Here is a 17,334-nt window from a genome sequence, read left to right on the forward strand (position 1 = left end):
CAGGGATGACGGATCCCGCTACTGCGACGCTGAAATCGCGCGACAGTTGAATATTCTGTTGAGCGAGCGCAGAGTTTTCGCTCGCCCTATGTGATAAATGGTTGGTCGACCGTCACTCATTGATCGTCGGTTATAATTTATTTGATATAATTCAATATCGTAAGCGGATAAATCAAATGTAATCTACATTTCTTCAATTACATGTTTTTTAGATATGGATGTTTCGCAGAGACAAATCCAGATTTTTGTTCTTTTTTATATCATGCAAGCGGACTTATATCGAGAACGCCGCAGTTCATGACGCGCTTTGCATAATTTATGTCCCTAATCTTGTTGTTGATCTTGGCTTCTGTATTGATCAAAAATTATCTCGGTCATTTTTCAGCCAGATTGAATGAAAAATCAGACCTAATGAAGCATTGATCAGGTGGGGATGCTATTTGCGGCTCCGTGGCTGTGCCTTTATCGCTCGGCGCGCACAGGTGGCCGCCCACCTGTCTGCAGTGGCGTGATCCACATCTAAACGGAGTGGACCGAGCAGGAGGTCACGGTCGGGATCCTGCCGCCGCCGGCAGCGTCCATCGCAGCCGCGTCGATCGGCGAACTGACGTTCGTCGCGACTGAGAATCGGCCCCCGGTACACCAAAGAGAGCTTCGGCAACTGGCTCGGAGCCATGTGCGCTGAGAGGGAACCGCCGAGCCGCGGGCATGGCCTGCGCAAAGCCAGCGCGCGCCGGGCTGCCGAGAACGGCGCCACGGAGGCCGAGCTGAACGCGTGGTTCGGGTGGGCGGAAGGCAGCCGCGAGAGCGCAACCTACGTGCGCGGCGCCAACCGAACGAAGCTCGCAGAGCGGATCACCGACTGCTGGAACGCGGTTGCTATTCCCGCACCTCGCAACCCGGTGCGGGATCGAAAGCAAAAAGCGCAGCGATCTGGAGATGTTGGTAGGCTGATGGCTCCCCGAGCAGGACTCGAACCTGCGACAAGGCGATTAACAGTCGCCTGCTCTACCAACTGAGCTATCGGGGATCACGAGCGGGTCTCTACACACCGGGATCGCGGGACGCAAGACCCTGAATCGCGGGATCTTCGCGGTTCTCGAAGGCGCGCGCCCTGTGGTCTGCTTGGCGAGGTGGTTTGCCGGCGCTCAACCGGCCGGGGCGTTGCTTTGATGCAACATCTGCTACGCGGCCGAGGCTTGGCGGTGCCAGGCGGCCGCGGAGGAGCGGCCCGCCGGGCGAGCCTCAAGCGTCATCGCGACCCTCGGCCAGCGATGCGCAGGCATCCCGCGCAAACGGCTTCCGGTCGCGGGGCCGCCCGGTTGCGTTCGGGCCTGCCCGCCTGGTCTCCTGAATCTCGACGTTGGGGCGGGATCCCGACGGGGGCCCGGCCGCGCACGCGCCACCGGAAACGCCACAGCCGGGGGCCCGTCTTCATCAGATTGTCCCGGATCGCCGCCGTCGCGGCGGGCGTGATCCTGGCGTCCACCGGTCGAGCCGGCCGGATCGCGCGGCGAAGGTCAGGTTTCCCGCCGCCGAGCCGTCGCGACAATCCAAGATTTTCTCGTGATCTCTGTAATCGTACTCAGCCATTTGTTCAAAAGAGTACAGTCGTAATGGCGTTGTCTGAAAGTCATATCCATCGCGTTTGCCGGCTATATTTAACCCGAGCGCAAGCGTTGCTATATTAGGGCTCCCTTCTGATTCTTGCGGACACCGGTCTCCTTCTCATGCGCATCTCTCTCGGCCTCAAGCTGGCGGCGGTCGTCGGCCTGCTGGGCTTCGTGGCAATCGGCATCTCGGCCTTCGCCATCCGGCAATCGTTGTGGGAGCAGGAGCGCGCCGCCGCCACGGACAAGATCTGGAACGCCGGACTCCAGGCCGGTGCCCTGGGTCAGGCGATCGAGCACGCGGTCGTGCAGGCGACCGCCCTCTATACGGCAGAGGACACTGCGGAGGCGCGCACGCGCCTGTCCGCCCTGCAGGAGGCCCTGGCGGCGGTGGAGCAGGTCAGGGGGCCGTTCCTGGAAGCGATGGAGGATCAGCTGCCCCAGGACCGGCGCCGCCGGTTCGACCTGTTCGTGAAGGAGTTCGTCGCCTACCAGACCGACACGGCCGAGTTGGGCCTGACGATCTCGCCGAAGGCCGCCTTGATCCAGGCTACCGACGAGGCGACGGTGAAGAACCGCGAGCACATGGTCGCGGAGATCGGCCTGCTCGGCCGAGAGGTGCTGGCCCGCTTGAACGAGCGCCGTGCCGCCGACGCCGCGGATCGCCAAAAGGCCCGCCTGGCGCTGATCGCGGTGCCGGCCGTGGCGCTCGCCTTCGGGCTGCTCGCCGCGATCTGGATCATCTTCACCCAGGTCCGGCGGCCGCTCAACCGGCTGAAGGCCAGCATGACGGCCCTGGCCGCCAACGATCTCGGGCGCACGATCCCGTTCACCCAGCGTCGCGACGAGATCGGCGAGATGGCCGCCGCCATCGCGGGCTTCCAGACGGCCCTGATCGAGAAGCGGAGCCTCGACGCCGAGGCGCAGGCCCGCCGCGACCGTGACCGTGTCCGGGCCGAGCAGCTGGCCGATGCGACCCGCGCTTTCGAGGGCGAGACGCACCGCGCGGTGGCGGACCTCGCCGGATCGGCGGACTCGATGCAGGAGGCGGCCGCGACGCTCACCGGCACGGCCGGGGACATGGCCGCCCGGGCCGCCGTGGTCGCGGGAGCCTCTAGCCAGACCGCCGGCATCGTCGACAGCATCGCCAGCGCGGCCGAAGAGTTCGCGGCCTCCGCCCGGGAGATCGAGGAGCGGGTCCGGCACACGAGCGAGATCGCGGCCACGGCCCTCAGCGATACCAAGCAGCTGGAATTCACGGTCTCGAGCCTGTCGCAGGCGGCCGGGGAGATCGACGCCGTCGTGACCCTGATCCGCACGGTGGCCGAGCAGACCAACCTGCTCGCGCTCAACGCCACGATCGAGGCGGCCCGCGCCGGAGCCGCGGGGCGCGGCTTCGCCGTCGTGGCCGCGGAGGTGAAGGCGCTGGCCGGCCAGACGGCGCTCGCCACCGACCGCATCACCGGGCAGGTCGGGTCGATCCAGGGGGCGGCGGCCAACACGGTCAACGCCATCGCGTCGATCGGCGAGACCATCGCCCGGATGAGCCTGATCGCCTCCGAGGTCGCCCAGGCGGCGGATCAGCAGGGTGCCGCCAGCCAGGAGATCGCCCGCGCCATTTCGGATGCAGCGGCGGATTCGCACAAGGTCTCGGAGAGCGTCGGAGGCGTGCGCGCCGCCGCGGCCTCCAACGAGGTGCAGGCGGAGCAGGTGCGCGGCAGCGCCTCCCGGGTCAGCACCGGAACCCGGACCCTGCAGCATGCGATCGAGACCTTTCTGGGTCAGGTGCACGCCGCCTGACACGCGGCGCGACTTGCGGCATAGCGGCGGCAGACAACGCCGCTACCATGCGGTCGTACCGTGAGGATCGAAAACCGCGGATGCCAGACGAGCCTGATGATCGCCGGCGCGATCATCAGCGCGGCGCCGGATCCCGGGTCTGCAAAAAACGGCAGCTCGACGCCTCGCGGAGGCCGGTTGCGCGCAATCACTAGCGTCGCCGGCCACATGTCGCTGGCCGAGGTGATACGTTACGCCCGCGAGGCGGGCCAAGCGCGGCTTGAACGACCGTGCCAGTTCCGAGCCGCCACGGCGCCTGCTCCCAAGCCCGAGCGAAAATCAGCCCCAAGCCGGCGGCGGAACGCTATAATTCCAAGGGTCTTGAGGGAAGGATGGAGGCCTCGCCCGGAATCGAACCGGGGTGCAAGGATTTGCAGTCCTCTGCGTAACCACTCCGCCACGAGGCCCCTCGTCGCGACGCCGCGGCGTCGCCCTCGAAGCCTGACGGCCGGCTCCGGGTGGGCGTCTCTAGCAGAGGTCGGTGGCGGCAGGCAACGGCCGCGATGCGGCTTGTGCGCGGGAATATGATCTCGGTCGGGACCGTAGGGCGATCCGGTCCGGTGCCGCGCCCGTCAGCTCTGCCAGACCCGGGGCATCGGCCGATCGCGGTAGCCGGCGAGCACGCGGGCGACAAGGCTGCGCAGCGGCCCGACCGCGACCGACAAGGCCCGGACGACGAGATGCCCGTTCCAGGCGCTCGCCGCCGCCTCGATCCCGGACGCGGCGGCTTCATCCAGCAGGGCGCGGGCTTCCTCCAACCGTGCCTCGGCGCCGTCGGAGACGTCGAGCAGGGTCGCGCAGGCCCGCGCGCCGCCGCCGATCGCCGGCCGAGCGAGCAGATCGGAGATCGGCCCATCGAGAAGAAAACTGTCGGCGTAGACGAGCCGGCCGGCCCGGCGCACGCGCCACGTATCCGCGAACAGGCCGTCCGTGATGCGCTCGCCCCGGGCGGCGCGGCCGAAGGTCACGATCTCGACGGCCAGAAGCGCCGCGCCCTCCACGAGGTCGGCCTCGAAGCGCCGCCGGACCCGGGCGCGATCGAACAGGATTGTTTCCTGCGGCAGCCAGGCCAGCCGGGCCCCCTCCGCCACGGTGACGCGGTTCTCGATCTGGCTCACCGGCCCGTCCGAGCGATAGATTTTTTCGGCCGCCGTGGTGGTCAGCACGAGGTCGGCCCCCGGAGCGAGGTCCAGGGCGATCGTGAAGGCATCGCCGCACGCGACACCGCCGGCGGTGTTGACCAGGACCGCCTCCAGCGCCCCCTCCCCCCGGGGGAAGCGCAGCCGCGACGGGCCGGATTCGGCGAGATCGAGGATCCGGGTCGGGCCGGCGCCGCCGACCGGCCCGGCGCGTAGGTGGACGCGCCCATTCGACCGCTGGCGGGCCGGCGCCTCGGGTGGATCGTGAGCGTCCGCTCGGCCGCCCGGCATCAATGGCGGCCGGTCTGGTCGCTCGACACCGCTTCGATCGCGGGTGTGGGTCGATCCAGAATACGCCGACCGAAAAGGCTCGCCACCAGCTCGACCAGCACCCGGGCGCTGCGCCCGCGATCGTCGAGGAACGGGTTCAGCTCGACCACGTCGAGGGACCGGACGAGCCCGGAATCGTGCAGCATCTCCATTATCAGGTGCGCCTCGCGGAAGGTCGCACCACCCGGGACGGTGGTGCCGACGCCGGGCGCGATCGACGGGTCGAGGAAGTCGACATCGAGGCTGACATGCAGATGCGCGCCGTCCCGGGCGACCCGGTCGAGCACGCGCCGCAGGGGCGCGACGACGCCGAACTCGTCGATGGTGCGCATGTCGGTAACGCCGACCCGGCGGGCGCTGACCAGCGCGCGCTCGCCGGCATCGATCGAGCGCAGGCCGAACAGGTGGACGTTCTCCGGCGGCAGCGGCGCCGGAACCGGCTCGGCGAACAGGCTCGGGAAGCCCGGCTCGCCGCACAGCGCCGCCAGCGGCATGCCATGGACGTTGCCCGAGGGCGATGTCTCAGGCGTGTTGAAATCGGCATGAGCATCGAGCCAGAGCACGAAGAGCGGACGGCCCTCGCGGGCGCAATGGCGCATCGCCCCGTCCACCGAGCCAAGGGACAGGCTGTGGTCGCCGCCGGCGGCGAGCGGCATCGACCCCGCCCCGAGGGCGGCCTCGACCGTCCGGGACAGGGCGCGGGTCCAAGCCGCGACGGCGGGCAGGCCCCGCCCGTCGGCCGGTCCGTCCGGCACGACATCGCCGTGATCGATCACCGCGTGGCCGAGATCGGACAGAGTCCGCGCAAGACCGGCCGTGCGGAGCGCCGCCGGGCCCATGAGCGCGCCGGGTTCGCTGGTCCCGACCTCGATCGGCGCCCCGATCAGCGCGATCCGGCGGGTATCTTCTCGGCTGGTCTCGCTCGTCATCCGGTCTCCCCAGTCCAGGTGAAGGCTCAAGCGCTCGGCCGATGCTCTAGGCGGACTCGTGGTGGCGGGCCACCGATTCGCTTCTCACGCGGCCGATCGCCAGCAAGCGCCGGGCCGCGTTCGCGCCGGCGCTGGCGCGCCGAAGGTGCCGTTCATGCGACCGGCAACCCATGCCTCTGCCAATCAGACAACCCGGCATGCTGACAGTGAAGCCATTCAGCCGAAAACGGTGTTCAGCGACCGTATCCCAGATGCATTGGCGCTTTGTCTGAAAAATCCTGACTTACAGGAATTGAATATGCGCTCCAAATCTTGGACGATACAGCATCTCGATAGATTGACGGATCTTGAATAAAACTAAGGATCTCCGCTGAGATTTACGAGATTTTAGCGGTATTGCCTTAAGGTTGCGCCGGATTCTGAGTCTGAAATCCTTTTAGGACGGTCATGGTGATTCTTTCGCGTCTGAGCTCCCGCCTGCCGGCGATGACGATCGGGTTGGCTTTGCTCAGCGCCACCGCGATGGGCGGCTTCAGTTGGTACTCCGCCAAGGCCGGCCTGATCGACGCGGCGAATGAGCGGCTGCAGCTCGCCGCGGTCGCGCGCCGCGATGGGATCGAGCTGGTCGCCGACCGGATGCAGGCCGACTTCCTCGCTGCGGCGGTGCATCCGCAGATCGTCTCGAATTTCCCGGACCTGATCGAGAATCTCGACTTGGCCAAGCCGGACACGGCCGCCCTGGTCGAGGCGTTTCAGGCGCCCCAGACCGTCGAGGCACGGGTCGCGCTGGATGGCAGCGGCATGTACGGGCGCCGGCACGTCAAGGTGCAGGAGGTGGCGCGCAAGCTCGTCGCCCAGCCCGGCTATGCCGATCTGCTGTTCCTGGATGACACCGGCCGCGTCGTTTACACGACCACCAAGGGCGGCGATTTCGCCAAGTCGGTGACCGATGACGGCTTGAAGGGCACGGCGCTCGCGCATCTGATTGAGCGGCTCAGATCCTCCGATCCGAGCGCGGTCCTGTTCGAGGACTTTTCCGCCTACCCGGTGGATGGCGTTCCGGCCGCCTTCATCGGCCGCGCCATGACCAAGCGGGCCAACGTCGCCATGGGCACGGCCCAGGCGGCGGAGCGGATCGGCTTCATCGCCATGCGGGTGACGCCGACCCTGTTCGACCAGACGCTGTCCAAGCGGGCCGGTCTCGGAGAGACCGGTCAGATCCTGGCGGCTGGTGCCGATGGACGGCTGCGCAGCGACCCGCCGCTGAATGCCAACGTGAAGGCCGGCAACAGCGTCGCCCCCCTCGGCATCGCGGCGGACCGCCTGAAGGCTGGTGGCAGCTTCGAATTTCCCTCGGCGGACGGTCCGCACATGGCGGCGGCGGCGGCGGTCAGCGTGCTCGGCGCGCCCTGGACCGTGGTGGCGGAGCAGTCGCAGGCGGAGGCGATCGATGCCGTGCGGGCGCTCTCGCGCACGCTGTTCCTGATCGGTCTCTGCGTCCTGGCGGGAACCGCATTGCTCGGCCTGCTGCTGGCGCGCTCGATCGTGTCCCCGCTCAGCGCCCTGACCCGCGCCCTGAAAGCGCTCGCCGACCGCCAGACGCTCACGGAGGTGCCGGGCAGCCGGCGCAGGGACGAGATCGGCGACATTGCCCGCGCGGTGGTCACCATCCGCGACGTGTCGCTGGAAGAAGCGGCGCAGCAGCTCCATACCACGGAGGCGGCGCGGATGCGCGAGGAACAGGCTCGCCGTGCGATGCTGCAGGATCTCGCCGGCGATTTCGAGCGCTCCGTCGGCGGCATCGTCGAGGGGCTGACCAGAGGGGTTGAGTCACTGCAGGGTGCGTCCGGAACCATGCGGATCGCCGTCGCGGGCACCTCCGAGCGCTCGACCAGCGTCGCCAGCGCCGCCCGACAGACTGCCGACAATGTCGACTCGGTCGCGGCCGCGGCGGAAGAGCTCGGCGCTACCGTCCAAGAGATCGGGCGCCAAGTGGAGCAGGCCGCCGGCATGTCGGCCACGGCCGTCGACGAGGCCAAGCGAGCCGAGGGCACGATGGCCGATCTCGCCGCCGCCGCCACCCGGATCGGCGACGTGGTCGGGATGGTCTCGACCATCGCCGGCCAGACCAACCTGCTCGCTCTCAACGCCACGATTGAGGCCGCCCGCGCGGGCGAGGCCGGCCGCGGTTTCGCGGTGGTCGCGGCCGAGGTCAAGGAACTCGCGACCCAGACCAGCCGGGCAACCGACGAGATCAGCCGCCAAGTGGCATCGATTCAGGCGGTGACCGGCGGTGTCTCCGTGGCGATCCAGGGAATCGTGTCGCAGATCGAGGCGATGAACCACGTCTCGACCAGCATCTCGGCCGCCGTCGAGGAGCAGGGCGTCACCACGCAGGATATCGTCCGCAGCATGGGGCAGGCCTCGACCGGGACCAGCGGGATGACCGCCGACATCGCCGAGGTCGCCCGGGTCGCCAGCGAGGCCGGTCAGGCCGCGTCCTCGGTATCGCAGGCCTCGGACGAGCTCGCCGCGCAGTCGGAGCAGCTTCGCGCCGAGGTCTCGCAATTCCTGCGGAACATCCGGGCAGCCTGATCCGACCGGTGGATTCCCGGCCCGGACGGTCTCAGGCCGCCCGGGCCGGCAGCGGCGAAGCCGGCCGCGCCGTCCGGCCCGCATAGGCCTGCGCCGCCAGGGGCAATTCGATGGCGGCGCACAGGCCGCCCTCGCGCCGGTTTTCCAGGATCAGCCGGCCGTTATGGGCCTCGACGATCGCCAGCACGATCGACAGGCCGAGGCCGAAGCCGCTGGCCTCGTTGAGGTTGCGGGCGCGGTCGCCGCGTACGAAGGGTTGCAACATCGCATCGCGCTCCGAATCGGGGATGCCCGGCCCCTGATCGAGCACGCAGACACGGATGCCCCGCTCGGAGGCCTCCATCCGGACCTCCGCCCGTCCGCCGTATTTGACGGCGTTGTCCACCAGATTGGTGATCGCGCGCTGCAATTCCTCCGGCCGGCCCTGCACCAGGACGTGCCGGCTGCGCCCGACGCTCACCGGCGCGCCGAAGTCCGAGAAGTCGTCGCAGACCGTCTGCACCACTGAGGCAAGATCCACGAGACTGTAGCTGCCGGCATCGCGCGTCTGCCCGTCGCGCACGAAGGACAAGGCGGCCTCGACCAGGCCGTTCATCTGGTCGAGGTCGCGCAGAGTGGCCGTGCGGGTGTGCTCGTCCTCGATGAACTCGGCGCGCAGGCGCAGGCGGGTGATCGGCGTGCGCAGGTCGTGGCTGATCGCCGCCAGCATCTGGGTGCGATCGTCGATCAGGCGGCGCACGCGCGCGCGCATGCGGTCGAGCGCCCGGGAGACGGCGAGCACCTCGCGGGGGCCCGCCTCCGGCAGGGCGACGTGATCGTCCCGTGTGCCGAACGCTTCGGCGGCGCCCGCCAAGCGCGCCAGCGGCGCCGTGAGCGCTCGGGTCGCCCAGAGGCAGAGCAGCGCCAGGGTCAGCGCCAGGAACACCACGGTGAAGATCAGGGCGCCCTGGCGAGGCGGGTGCAGGGGGGCGTCCGGCAGCGTGGCCTGGAGGGTCGCCCCGTTTGGCGTGACCATTCCGATATGCAGCAATCCGTCCGAAGGCGCCCGGTCCTGATCCTTCGAGAGATCGACGACGGTCACCGGCCGACCGGCACCGACGCGCAGGCGGCGAATGACCGGCAGGTCTGGGACGGGGGCCGCATCCTGTGGCACCGCCCCGTCCCAGGCCTCGACCCGGATCAGCGGAAGGCTGCGCCCGCTCGCCAGCAGGGCCGGCCGCGCGGCCGGGTCCGCCTCGTCGAGGAGCCGCACCAGCGTGGACAGCCGGCCGGCGGCGACGCCCGGCAGCGTATCCGGGTTCTGCGGTTCATGCAGGAGCAGGAACGCCGCGGTGGCGACCATATGGGCGACCGCGATCCCGGCCACGACCAAGAGAGCGATCTGGCCCGCGATGCTCTGCGGGCGGAGCCGGTCGCGCAGCCGTCGGAACGCGCTCATGACCGAGTCACTTCGGGGGTGAACAGGTAGCCGCCCGAGCGGATCGTGCGGATGAATTCCGGGTTGCGCGTGTCGCGCTCGATCTTCTGGCGGATGCGCGAGATCAGCACGTCGATGCTGCGCTCGAACGGCCCGGCCGTGCGCCCCTGGGTGAGGTCGAGCAGCTGATCGCGCGACAGCACCCGCCCCGGCCGCAGGCACAGCGCGTGCAGGAGCTCGAACTCCGCGCCCGTCATGGCGATGCGGGCGCCCTCCGGCGACAGCACCTGCCGGAGCGACACGTCGAGCGTCCAGCCGGAGAAGTGCAGGCGCCGGCGCTCGTCCGGGTCGGGCGCCTCTGCGGCGACCCGGCGCAGGATCGCCCGGATCCGGGCCAGGAGTTCACGCGGGTTGAACGGCTTGGCGAGGTAATCGTCTGCGCCGAGTTCCAGGCCGAGGATGCGGTCGACCTCCTCGGATTTCGCGGTCAGCATCAGGATCGGGATCTGCGAGGCGCCGCGCAGACGGCGGCACAGGCTCAATCCGTCCTCGCCCGGGAGCATCAGGTCGAGCACGATCAGGTCGATGCGCGATTCCGCCAGCGCCCGGTCCATCTCGGCGCCGTCGCCCGCCAGCGTAACACGGCAATCGTTGCCGCGCAGGTAGCGGGCGACCAGGGCCGAGATTTCCCGATCGTCCTCGACCACGAGGATGTGGGGTGTGGCGGGTGCGTTCATCGCGCAGGAATCGGCGAGCGGATCGGCGAGCGTCATCACGGGATTATGCGCCGAAGCGGCGATTATTCGAAGATGCGCGACGGAACCATTTTGTAAGCGCATGTTTCCAGCACAGCCATAGCTGTGGCGGCGGCCGGACTCCGGGAAAGACGATGAGCACCAAGGCGACCAAGCCGGATCCGATCGCGCCGAAGCCGCCCGAGCTGGCCTCGCCGTGGTACGATCCGGCTCGGGCCGCACTTCAGGCCGAGGCCCGCGCCTTCGCCCGCGATACGGTGCTGCCGCTCGCCGACGAGCTCGACCCGCAGAAGGCCGAGATGCCCCGGTCGCTGATCGACGCCATGGCCGGGAAAGGCTGGTTCGGCATCACGATCCCGGAGGCGCAGGGCGGCCTCGGCCTCGGGGTGTTCGAATACTGTCTCGTCTCCGAGGAGCTGGCCCGGGCCTGGCTGTCGGTGGGCAGCATCCTGGCCCGCGGCCAAGGGCTGGGCACCCAGACCCTCGATCCGGAGCGGCGGGCCGACCTGCTGCGGCGCTCGGCCAAGGGCGCCTGGATCGGCTCGATCTCCCTGTCCGAGCCCAATGCCGGATCCGACCTCGCCGGGGTGCAGACCCGGGCGGTGCGGGACGGCGACGATTGGGTGCTCACCGGCACCAAGCGCTGGGCCGGCTTCGCCAAGGGCGCCGACTTCGTCGAGGTCCTGGCCCGCACCCGCGATCCGGAGCCCGGCGAATCGCGCTCGGCTGGCCTGGAGCCGTTCCTGGTGGTGAAGGACCGGGACAGCTTCCCGCCCGGCATGACCGGCCGGGTGATCGACAAGATCGGCTATCACGGCTTCCAGACCTTCGAGCTCGCCCTCGACGGCGTACGCGTGCCCGAGAGCGACCGGCTCACCGGGCTCTACGGCGACCAGGGGGCGGACGCCGATTCCGGCGGCTTCGCCTCGGTCCAGCGCGGGCTCAACATCGCCCGGGTCCACACGGCGGCCCGGGCGGTCGGCGTGGCGCGGGCCGCCGTGGAGGACACGCAGGCCTACCTGCAGGAGCGGGTCCAGTTCGGCCATCCGATCGGCGATTTTCAGGCGCTCCGCTTCGCACTGGCCGACATGGCCGCCGAGGTCGCCCAAGCGCGGGCGTTCTGGCAGCAGGTCGCCCATCTCCTCGACCAGGGCGAGGCGGCCGAGAGCGAATCGGCGATGGTGAAGCTCCTGGCCACCGAGATGGCGGTGCGCGTCACCAACCAGGCGATGCAGCTCCACGGCGGCAACGGCTACACCACCGAGCGGCGGGTCGAGCGCTACTGGCGCGATGCCCGCCTGACCACGATCTTCGAGGGCACGAGCGAGATCCAGCGGCGGATCATCAGCGACCGGATGCTGCCCCGACCCGGTGCCTGACGAATCGCAGACTCGTGCGACGAATCGTCAAGCCGGACTCCCCGCCCCGGCCGACCCGGCTACCTCACCGGGATCTGCGTGCGCCGCACCATCGGCGCGACCGTCATTCGGAAGCCCCGTGTCGAAGCCCATCAGCGATTACGCCCTCATTGGCGATACCCATTCCTGTGCGCTGATCGCCCGGGACGGCTCGATCGACTGGCTGTGCTGGCCGCGCCACGACTCGCCAGCCCTGTTCCTGAAGCTCCTCGACGACGACAAGGGCGGTGCGTGCAGCCTCGCCTTCGACGGGCTTGAGGGCACGACGCGCCGCTACGTGCCCGATACCAACATCCTGGAGACCACCTTCACGACCGCCACCGGGCGCGCCCGGCTGGTCGACGTCATGCCGGTCAACCCGCCGAGCCCGGAGCCCGACGAAGGCCCGGACGGCGAAGGCGAAAGCCGGCTGATCCGGCTGCTCACCTGCGAGAGCGGGCGGGTCACCGGCCGATACGTGGTGCGCCCGACCTTCGATTACGCCCGCCGCCCCTGCACACCGATCGTCGAGGGCCGGTCCGTCCTGTTCGAGGCCGGGGATTGCCGCCTGCGCGTCAACGCCTTCCCGGAGCCGAAGCTGGACGGCGACGCGGCCGAAATCCGGTTCGATCTCGCCGAAGGCGAGACCGCCTACCTGGTCCTGACCCATGGTGAGGACAACGAAGACGCCTGCATCGACGATTTTGCCGGTGCCCAAAGCCGCCTGGAATCCACGACCGAATACTGGCGTCGCTGGAGCGACCGCACTTCCTATCGCGGCGCCTATCGGGACGCGGTGATGCGCTCGGCCCTGTGCCTGAAGCTGCTGACCTATTCGCCCACGGGCGGCATCGTGGCGGCGGCGACCGCCGGGCTGCCGGAGGCGGTGCCCGGTGATCGCAACTACGATTACCGCTTCACCTGGATGCGCGACGCCGCCTTCACGGTCACCGCCTTCGTGATGCTCGGCTACGTCCGCGAGGCTTCCGAGTTCTTGCGCTTCCTGCGCGAGCGGGACGGGTCCTACGGGCAAGACACCAAGCTGATGTACGGCATCAGCGACGACATGCCGTCGGAGGAGGTGCTGGACCATCTCGAAGGCTGGCACGGCGTCGGCCCGGTGGTGATCGGCAACCTGGCCGAGGACCAGGATCAGCACGACATCTACGGCGAATTGCTGCGGGCGCTCTGCGTGTTCCTGGAGGCGGTCGATTACGACCCGCCCGAGAAGGTCAACGACCGCCTGCCCGAGGTGCTGGATCACCTCACCGCCCGGGCGATCCGCCACCGGCACGATGCCGATAACGGCATCTGGGAATTGCGGACCGGGCCGCGCCAGCAGGTCCACACCAAGGCAATGATCTGGGTGGCGCTGACCGACGCGGCCCGGATCGCCCGCAACATCGACGGCGTCCCCGCCGAAAAGATCGCCGCGTGGGAGCGGATCGCCGCCGAGGTCCGGGCGGAATATCTCGAGAGGGGCTGGAGCCCGGAGAAGCAGGCCTTCACTGGCGCCTACGAATCGCACCACCTCGACGCGGCCGTGCTGCGCGTGGCCCTGTTCGGGGCGCTCGATCCATCCGACCCGCGCACACGCTCGACTCTGGCAGCGATCGAGCGGGAACTGGGCGTCGGCGACCTGATCTACCGCTACCGCATGGATGACGGCCTGAAGGGCGACGAGGGCACGTTCACGGCCTGCGCGTTCTGGCGGGTCGGCTGCCTCGCCCTCGACGGGCGCATCCGGGAGGCAAAGGCCGTGTTCGAGCGCCTGCTCGCGCGCGGCAACGATGTTGGCCTGTTCGCCGAGGAGATCGACGCGGCCACCGGCGAGCAGCGCGGGAACATGCCCCAGGGTTTCTCGCACATGGCGCTGATCAACGCGGCCCTGCGGCTGGAGGACAGCATCGAGCGGTTCGGCCTGGTCGACCCGATCGAGCAGCGAGCGGCGGAGTAGGCCGCGTCTCAAGGTTCCCCGTCAGGCCGCGATCCGGATGGCCTCGTCAGACCCGGCATCCGCAGTGTCGCGACTGGCGCGGAACTGATCCAGCAGATCGGCGCCGAGGCCGTCGAGGACCTCCTGCATGGCGGCCTGGACTTCCGGATCCTCCTCCTTCGGCTCCGTGCGGTACCAGGCCAGGATCTGCTCGGGCAGCGCATCCAGGATCGCCCCGACCGGGTTGGCCAGCTCGGCGTCCGCCTCCGCGACGATCGCGGGCTCGACCACCACCGGATCGGGCATCTCGACCGGCGCCACCGCGACGGTTTCGAAGGCGGTCACCGGCTCGGCGAAGGCGGTGCGGCGCTGGCTTTCCAGGGCGGCCCGCCAGGCGGCATCGGCAGCTGCGGCGTCGCGGCGGGCGGCTTCCCGGGCCATGGCCTCGGCCGCGATAGCACGGGCGGCTTCGCGGGCCTCGTCGCGGGCAGCCTCGGCCTCGTAGCGGGTCAACAGGGCGACGACCGCGTGCATCTCCGGCGCCGGCAGATCGGTGCAGGCGTCGATGGCGGATTCGATCATCCGACGCGACAGGCCGGCGCCGCGCAGGCCGGTCGGCTTGTCGGCGGCCGCCTGCTGGGCTGCGAGGGCAGCCTGCATCGCCGGCAGCAGCGCCTCCGGCAGCCCGGCCTTCCGATGCAGCTCGGCGAAGGAACGGGGGTCCCGCATGGCGCGGGCGATCCCGACATGATCCTGGCCCGACAGATCGGCCAGCGCCGCCTGCACGAAGTCGGTCCGGCCGGAGAGCACGGCCCGCAGGATCAGGCCGGCGGTGAGCTGGCGGGTCGTGCGCAGATGGGCCACGAGGCGCGCCACCCCGGCGGCGCCGGATTGGTCGCAGGCTTCCAGGGCTACGCGCTCGCCCGCCTCGCGGCGCATCCGGTCGCAGCGCTCGGTGCCGATCCAGCCGCGCGCGGTAACGAACAGCGACAGCGCCTCGGCCACAGCGAGGCCGATCGCGTAGCGCACCTCCGGCGGCAGGTCGGACCGCCGGAGCAGCGCTTCGCGCAAGCCCGCTTCTTCGCCGCGGCGCTCGATCATGCGCAGCATCCGACCCGCGGTGATCTTCGCCGTGGGGTTGCCGGCCAGGACCACCAGGGTGTCGAGTTCGCTGATCTCGGCCAGTGCCCCCGAGACCGCGTGCGAGAGATGATGACGGGCCGCGATCACCGCGCGGGTGGCCTCGTCGCCCAAAGCCGCGGCATCGACCAGATCCGCGTCGGTGAGCACCGGCGAGCGGGCCAGGACCAGGCGCGCTACCTCGGGCACGTCGCAGGACAAAGCCACCACCAGGGGCCGGGGCGTCCGCGCGGAGGCCGCGCAGGTCTCGGCGAGCGCCCGGCGGACCACCGGCGATGGGTCGTCGAGCAGCGACAGCAGCGCGGTCTTGGCCTCCCAGGCCTCATCGGCGGAGAGGTCGCCGTAGAGGTACGCCCGTGCCAGCGCCGTCGTGGCCTCGGCCCGGCGGCCGGCCGAGGCGTTCTGGGTCCAGGCCAGGAACTCGCGGATGATCATGGGCCGCTCCGGGGGGCGAACAGGCTGGTCCTGATGCCGGTGGTGGATCCCGCGCCGGCGAGTTCGGCCGGGCGGCGGGGCGGCAGCGGCGGATTGACGAGGGCGTGTCCGGCCGGCGTCTGCGCCGGTTCGGCGAGGGCGCCGGTGGTCGCCGGCTCGACGGCGGCGAGGCTGGCCGAGGTTTCGGCGCCCGAGCGCGGAAAATAGGTCGGCGCGGCGTGCTGGGTCGGCGGCGCTGCGTTGCGGGTCTGCCAGAGGCGCGCGGTCGCGTCGGACGCCGCCCCGCGTGGGTCGGTCTGGAACAGGCTGCGCAGGTCGGCGGTGCCGCCGAACGCCGTGGCGGTGCTGGCATAGGCCGTGGCCGCCTGCGTCGCCGGGGCGCCGTCCTGGCGCAGGGCGGTCAGGTCCGTGGCGGCGGCACCCTGCGCGGCGGCCGACAGGCTGGCATAGAGCTCGGCGGCGCTGCGGGGCCGGCCGGCGCGGTCGTAGAACAGCGCCCGGTTAGCGGCGGCCGCCTCCGGCAGGTCGAGGGCGGCGGCCCGGGCCGGGAAGGCGCGGGCGGTGGAGATCAGCGCGGCCGCGCCCTTGGCCCCCAGGACATGGGCCGCGTAGAGGTCGCCCGCGGTCGGGTCGCGCCCGAGGGCTGCAGCCAGCGCGTCGGAATTCTGCTGGGTCAGGGCGCCGGCCAGCGTCGCGGAGATCTTGGGATCGCGCCGCAGGTCGAGGATCGCCTGGCGCTGGTCGGCGTCCGGGACCGCGTAGGTGCCGTCCGGCTGCCGGGTGATCGCGTCCGCCTGCGCCTGGAGGCCGAGCTTCGGCCCGGCATTCTTCATCACCCCGAGCCAGGTCTGCTCGATGAACTGGAACAGGCCGGTGGCCGACGAGGTCCCGGCTTTGGCCGCGGGGTCGAGGGCGGATTCCCGCCGGGCCGTGGCCAGGAGGTAATCGAAGCCGACGCCGGTCGCCATTGCGCCGTCGCGGATCGCCTGGACAACCGGTCCGGAGGCGGCCGCGCCCGTCGCCGCCCGCGGCGCTTGTGCGGGCGGGCTGCTCTCCGGTGGGCTGGACGGCGTGGTGAACAGGAACATCCGGGCGCGCACGGGGTCTGAGGACACCGTGAACCTGCGCTGCTTATGGTAAACAAGTCCTCAATCGAAGCTGCGCTGCGATATCGGGTTTCAGGATCCGGTGAACTCGGCCGCGCCCTTCGGCCGGCGCATCTGAAAGCGGGTGTCGGCCGTGGCGCGGAAATAGTCGAAATAGCCGCCGCGCAGGATCGGGTGCATCGCCGCCGTGTCGACCATGCCGTCCGATACAAACCGTTCATCGACGTAGATCGACACGACCTGCCCGATCACCAGGAAGTTCTCGGCGTCCCCCCCGCCGAGGGGAACCAGCGGGACGGTCTGCAGCCATCGGCATTCGAGGGCGGCGGGCGAGGCCGCCACCCGGGGCGGGCGCACCTTCTGCGAGGGGGCGGTCTCCAGCTTCGCGAAGGCGAATTCGCTCTCGCCCCGCGGCAGCGGCGCCGAGGAATCGTTCATCCCGTCGCGCAGGTCCCAGGTCGCCAGGCTGCAGACGAACTCCGCGCCCTCCTCCGCGAAGGTCATGGCGTCCTTCCGGCCCGAGGACGAGAACGCCACCATGTTGTCCGCCACCGCATTGAAGAACGAGTACGGTGCGAGGTTGAGCTTGCCGTCCCGGCTCATGGCGCTGATCCAGCCGATCGGCCGCGGCGCGACGATCGCCTTCAGCGGGTTGTGCGGCAGGGCGCGCGCCTCGCGCGGGGCTTCGAGATCGTAATGCACGGGT

General features: G+C 69.8%; 12 protein-coding genes and 2 tRNA genes. 5 read left to right on the top strand and 9 right to left on the bottom strand.

The genetic code is table 11. The annotated features are described in order from the left end of the window. Positions 1–954: 954 nt before the first annotated feature. Positions 955–1,030: transfer RNA gene (locus MKL11_RS26780), tRNA-Asn, on the bottom strand. A 700-nt stretch (positions 1,031–1,730) separates the two neighbouring features. On the opposite strand from MKL11_RS26780, the gene MKL11_RS26785 reads away from it, so the two are divergent. Next, entirely contained in the window at positions 1,731–3,410 is a 1,680-nt protein-coding gene (locus MKL11_RS26785) for a methyl-accepting chemotaxis protein (RefSeq protein ID WP_243948927.1), read from the top strand. A gap of 372 nt (positions 3,411–3,782) precedes the next feature. Here the strand turns inward: MKL11_RS26785 and MKL11_RS26790 are convergent. The 3 genes from MKL11_RS26790 to rocF all read right to left on the bottom strand — a co-directional run bounded on the left by MKL11_RS26790 (position 3,783) and on the right by rocF (position 5,847). Beyond that, positions 3,783–3,856: transfer RNA gene (locus tag MKL11_RS26790), tRNA-Cys, on the bottom strand. 165 nt (positions 3,857–4,021) lie between these two features. Next, a complete protein-coding gene (locus MKL11_RS26795) occupies positions 4,022–4,879 on the bottom strand; it encodes an urease accessory protein UreD (RefSeq protein ID WP_243948929.1) in 858 nt (285 codons plus the stop codon). Continuing rightward, positions 4,879–5,847: an arginase gene (gene rocF / locus MKL11_RS26800; RefSeq protein WP_243948931.1), complete on the bottom strand. Its 969-nt coding sequence runs from the start codon at positions 5,845–5,847 to the stop codon at positions 4,879–4,881. The genes MKL11_RS26795 and rocF overlap by 1 nt, the downstream gene beginning before the upstream one ends. 61 nt (positions 5,848–5,908) lie before the next feature. Here rocF and MKL11_RS26805 point away from each other — a divergent pair, with 61 nt between their 5' ends. Together MKL11_RS26805 and MKL11_RS26810 are read left to right on the top strand one after the other, a co-directional pair. Then, the gene (locus MKL11_RS26805; protein ID WP_243948933.1) at positions 5,909–6,202 is read left to right on the top strand and encodes a hypothetical protein; all 294 of its coding nucleotides are present in this window, start codon (positions 5,909–5,911) and stop codon (positions 6,200–6,202) included. 92 nt (positions 6,203–6,294) lie between these two features. Then, positions 6,295–8,442: a methyl-accepting chemotaxis protein gene (locus MKL11_RS26810; protein ID WP_243948935.1), complete on the top strand. Its 2,148-nt coding sequence runs from the start codon at positions 6,295–6,297 to the stop codon at positions 8,440–8,442. Positions 8,443–8,473: 31 nt separating this feature from the next. Here the strand turns inward: MKL11_RS26810 and MKL11_RS26815 are convergent, their stop codons facing one another. Continuing rightward, on the bottom strand, positions 8,474–9,880 hold the full coding sequence (locus tag MKL11_RS26815) for an ATP-binding protein (RefSeq protein WP_243948937.1): 1,407 nt from the start codon (positions 9,878–9,880) through the stop codon (positions 8,474–8,476). Then, positions 9,877–10,632 carry a response regulator gene (locus MKL11_RS26820; protein WP_243948939.1) on the bottom strand — a complete coding sequence of 252 codons (756 nt, stop codon included), beginning with the start codon at positions 10,630–10,632 and terminating at the stop codon, positions 9,877–9,879. Before MKL11_RS26820 ends, MKL11_RS26815 begins: the two co-directional genes overlap by 4 nt. Before the next feature lie 116 nt (positions 10,633–10,748). Between MKL11_RS26820 and MKL11_RS26825 the strand changes: the two genes are divergently transcribed. Together MKL11_RS26825 and MKL11_RS26830 are read left to right on the top strand one after the other, a co-directional pair. Next, positions 10,749–11,993, top strand: coding sequence for an acyl-CoA dehydrogenase family protein (locus MKL11_RS26825; protein ID WP_243948949.1), 1,245 nt, complete (start codon positions 10,749–10,751; stop codon positions 11,991–11,993). 118 nt (positions 11,994–12,111) lie between these two features. Then, a complete protein-coding gene (locus MKL11_RS26830; RefSeq protein ID WP_243948951.1) occupies positions 12,112–13,968 on the top strand; it encodes a glycoside hydrolase family 15 protein in 1,857 nt (618 codons plus the stop codon). Positions 13,969–13,989: 21 nt separating this feature from the next. Here the strand turns inward: MKL11_RS26830 and MKL11_RS26835 are convergent, their stop codons facing one another. The 3 genes from MKL11_RS26835 to MKL11_RS26845 form a co-directional block, all read right to left on the bottom strand. Then, positions 13,990–15,522: a DUF2336 domain-containing protein gene (locus MKL11_RS26835; RefSeq protein WP_243948953.1), complete on the bottom strand. Its 1,533-nt coding sequence runs from the start codon at positions 15,520–15,522 to the stop codon at positions 13,990–13,992. Next, entirely contained in the window at positions 15,519–16,610 is a 1,092-nt protein-coding gene (locus MKL11_RS26840; RefSeq protein ID WP_243949095.1) for a lytic transglycosylase domain-containing protein, read from the bottom strand. The genes MKL11_RS26835 and MKL11_RS26840 overlap by 4 nt, the downstream gene beginning before the upstream one ends. A gap of 90 nt (positions 16,611–16,700) precedes the next feature. After that, positions 16,701–17,330: a flavin reductase family protein gene (locus MKL11_RS26845; protein ID WP_243948955.1), complete on the bottom strand. Its 630-nt coding sequence runs from the start codon at positions 17,328–17,330 to the stop codon at positions 16,701–16,703. Between the last annotated feature and the right edge of the window lie 4 nt (positions 17,331–17,334).

The sequence above is a fragment of the Methylobacterium sp. J-077 genome, from assembly GCF_022829365.1.
Lineage (GTDB): Bacteria > Pseudomonadota > Alphaproteobacteria > Rhizobiales > Beijerinckiaceae > Methylobacterium.

What these genes read in the sequence shown, in the direction of transcription:
- MKL11_RS26785 (WP_243948927.1), top strand. Translation starts at nt 1,731, where the DNA reads ATGCGCATCTCTCTCGGCCTCAAGCTGGCGGCGGTCGTCGGCCTGCTG.
- MKL11_RS26795 (WP_243948929.1), bottom strand. Translation starts at nt 4,879, where the DNA reads ATGCCGGGCGGCCGAGCGGACGCTCACGATCCACCCGAGGCGCCGGCC.
- rocF (WP_243948931.1), bottom strand. Translation starts at nt 5,847, where the DNA reads ATGACGAGCGAGACCAGCCGAGAAGATACCCGCCGGATCGCGCTGATC.
- MKL11_RS26810 (WP_243948935.1), top strand. Translation starts at nt 6,295, where the DNA reads ATGGTGATTCTTTCGCGTCTGAGCTCCCGCCTGCCGGCGATGACGATC.
- MKL11_RS26815 (WP_243948937.1), bottom strand. Translation starts at nt 9,880, where the DNA reads ATGAGCGCGTTCCGACGGCTGCGCGACCGGCTCCGCCCGCAGAGCATC.
- MKL11_RS26820 (WP_243948939.1), bottom strand. Translation starts at nt 10,632, where the DNA reads ATGACGCTCGCCGATCCGCTCGCCGATTCCTGCGCGATGAACGCACCC.
- MKL11_RS26825 (WP_243948949.1), top strand. Translation starts at nt 10,749, where the DNA reads ATGAGCACCAAGGCGACCAAGCCGGATCCGATCGCGCCGAAGCCGCCC.
- MKL11_RS26835 (WP_243948953.1), bottom strand. Translation starts at nt 15,522, where the DNA reads ATGATCATCCGCGAGTTCCTGGCCTGGACCCAGAACGCCTCGGCCGGC.
- MKL11_RS26840 (WP_243949095.1), bottom strand. Translation starts at nt 16,610, where the DNA reads ATGTTCCTGTTCACCACGCCGTCCAGCCCACCGGAGAGCAGCCCGCCC.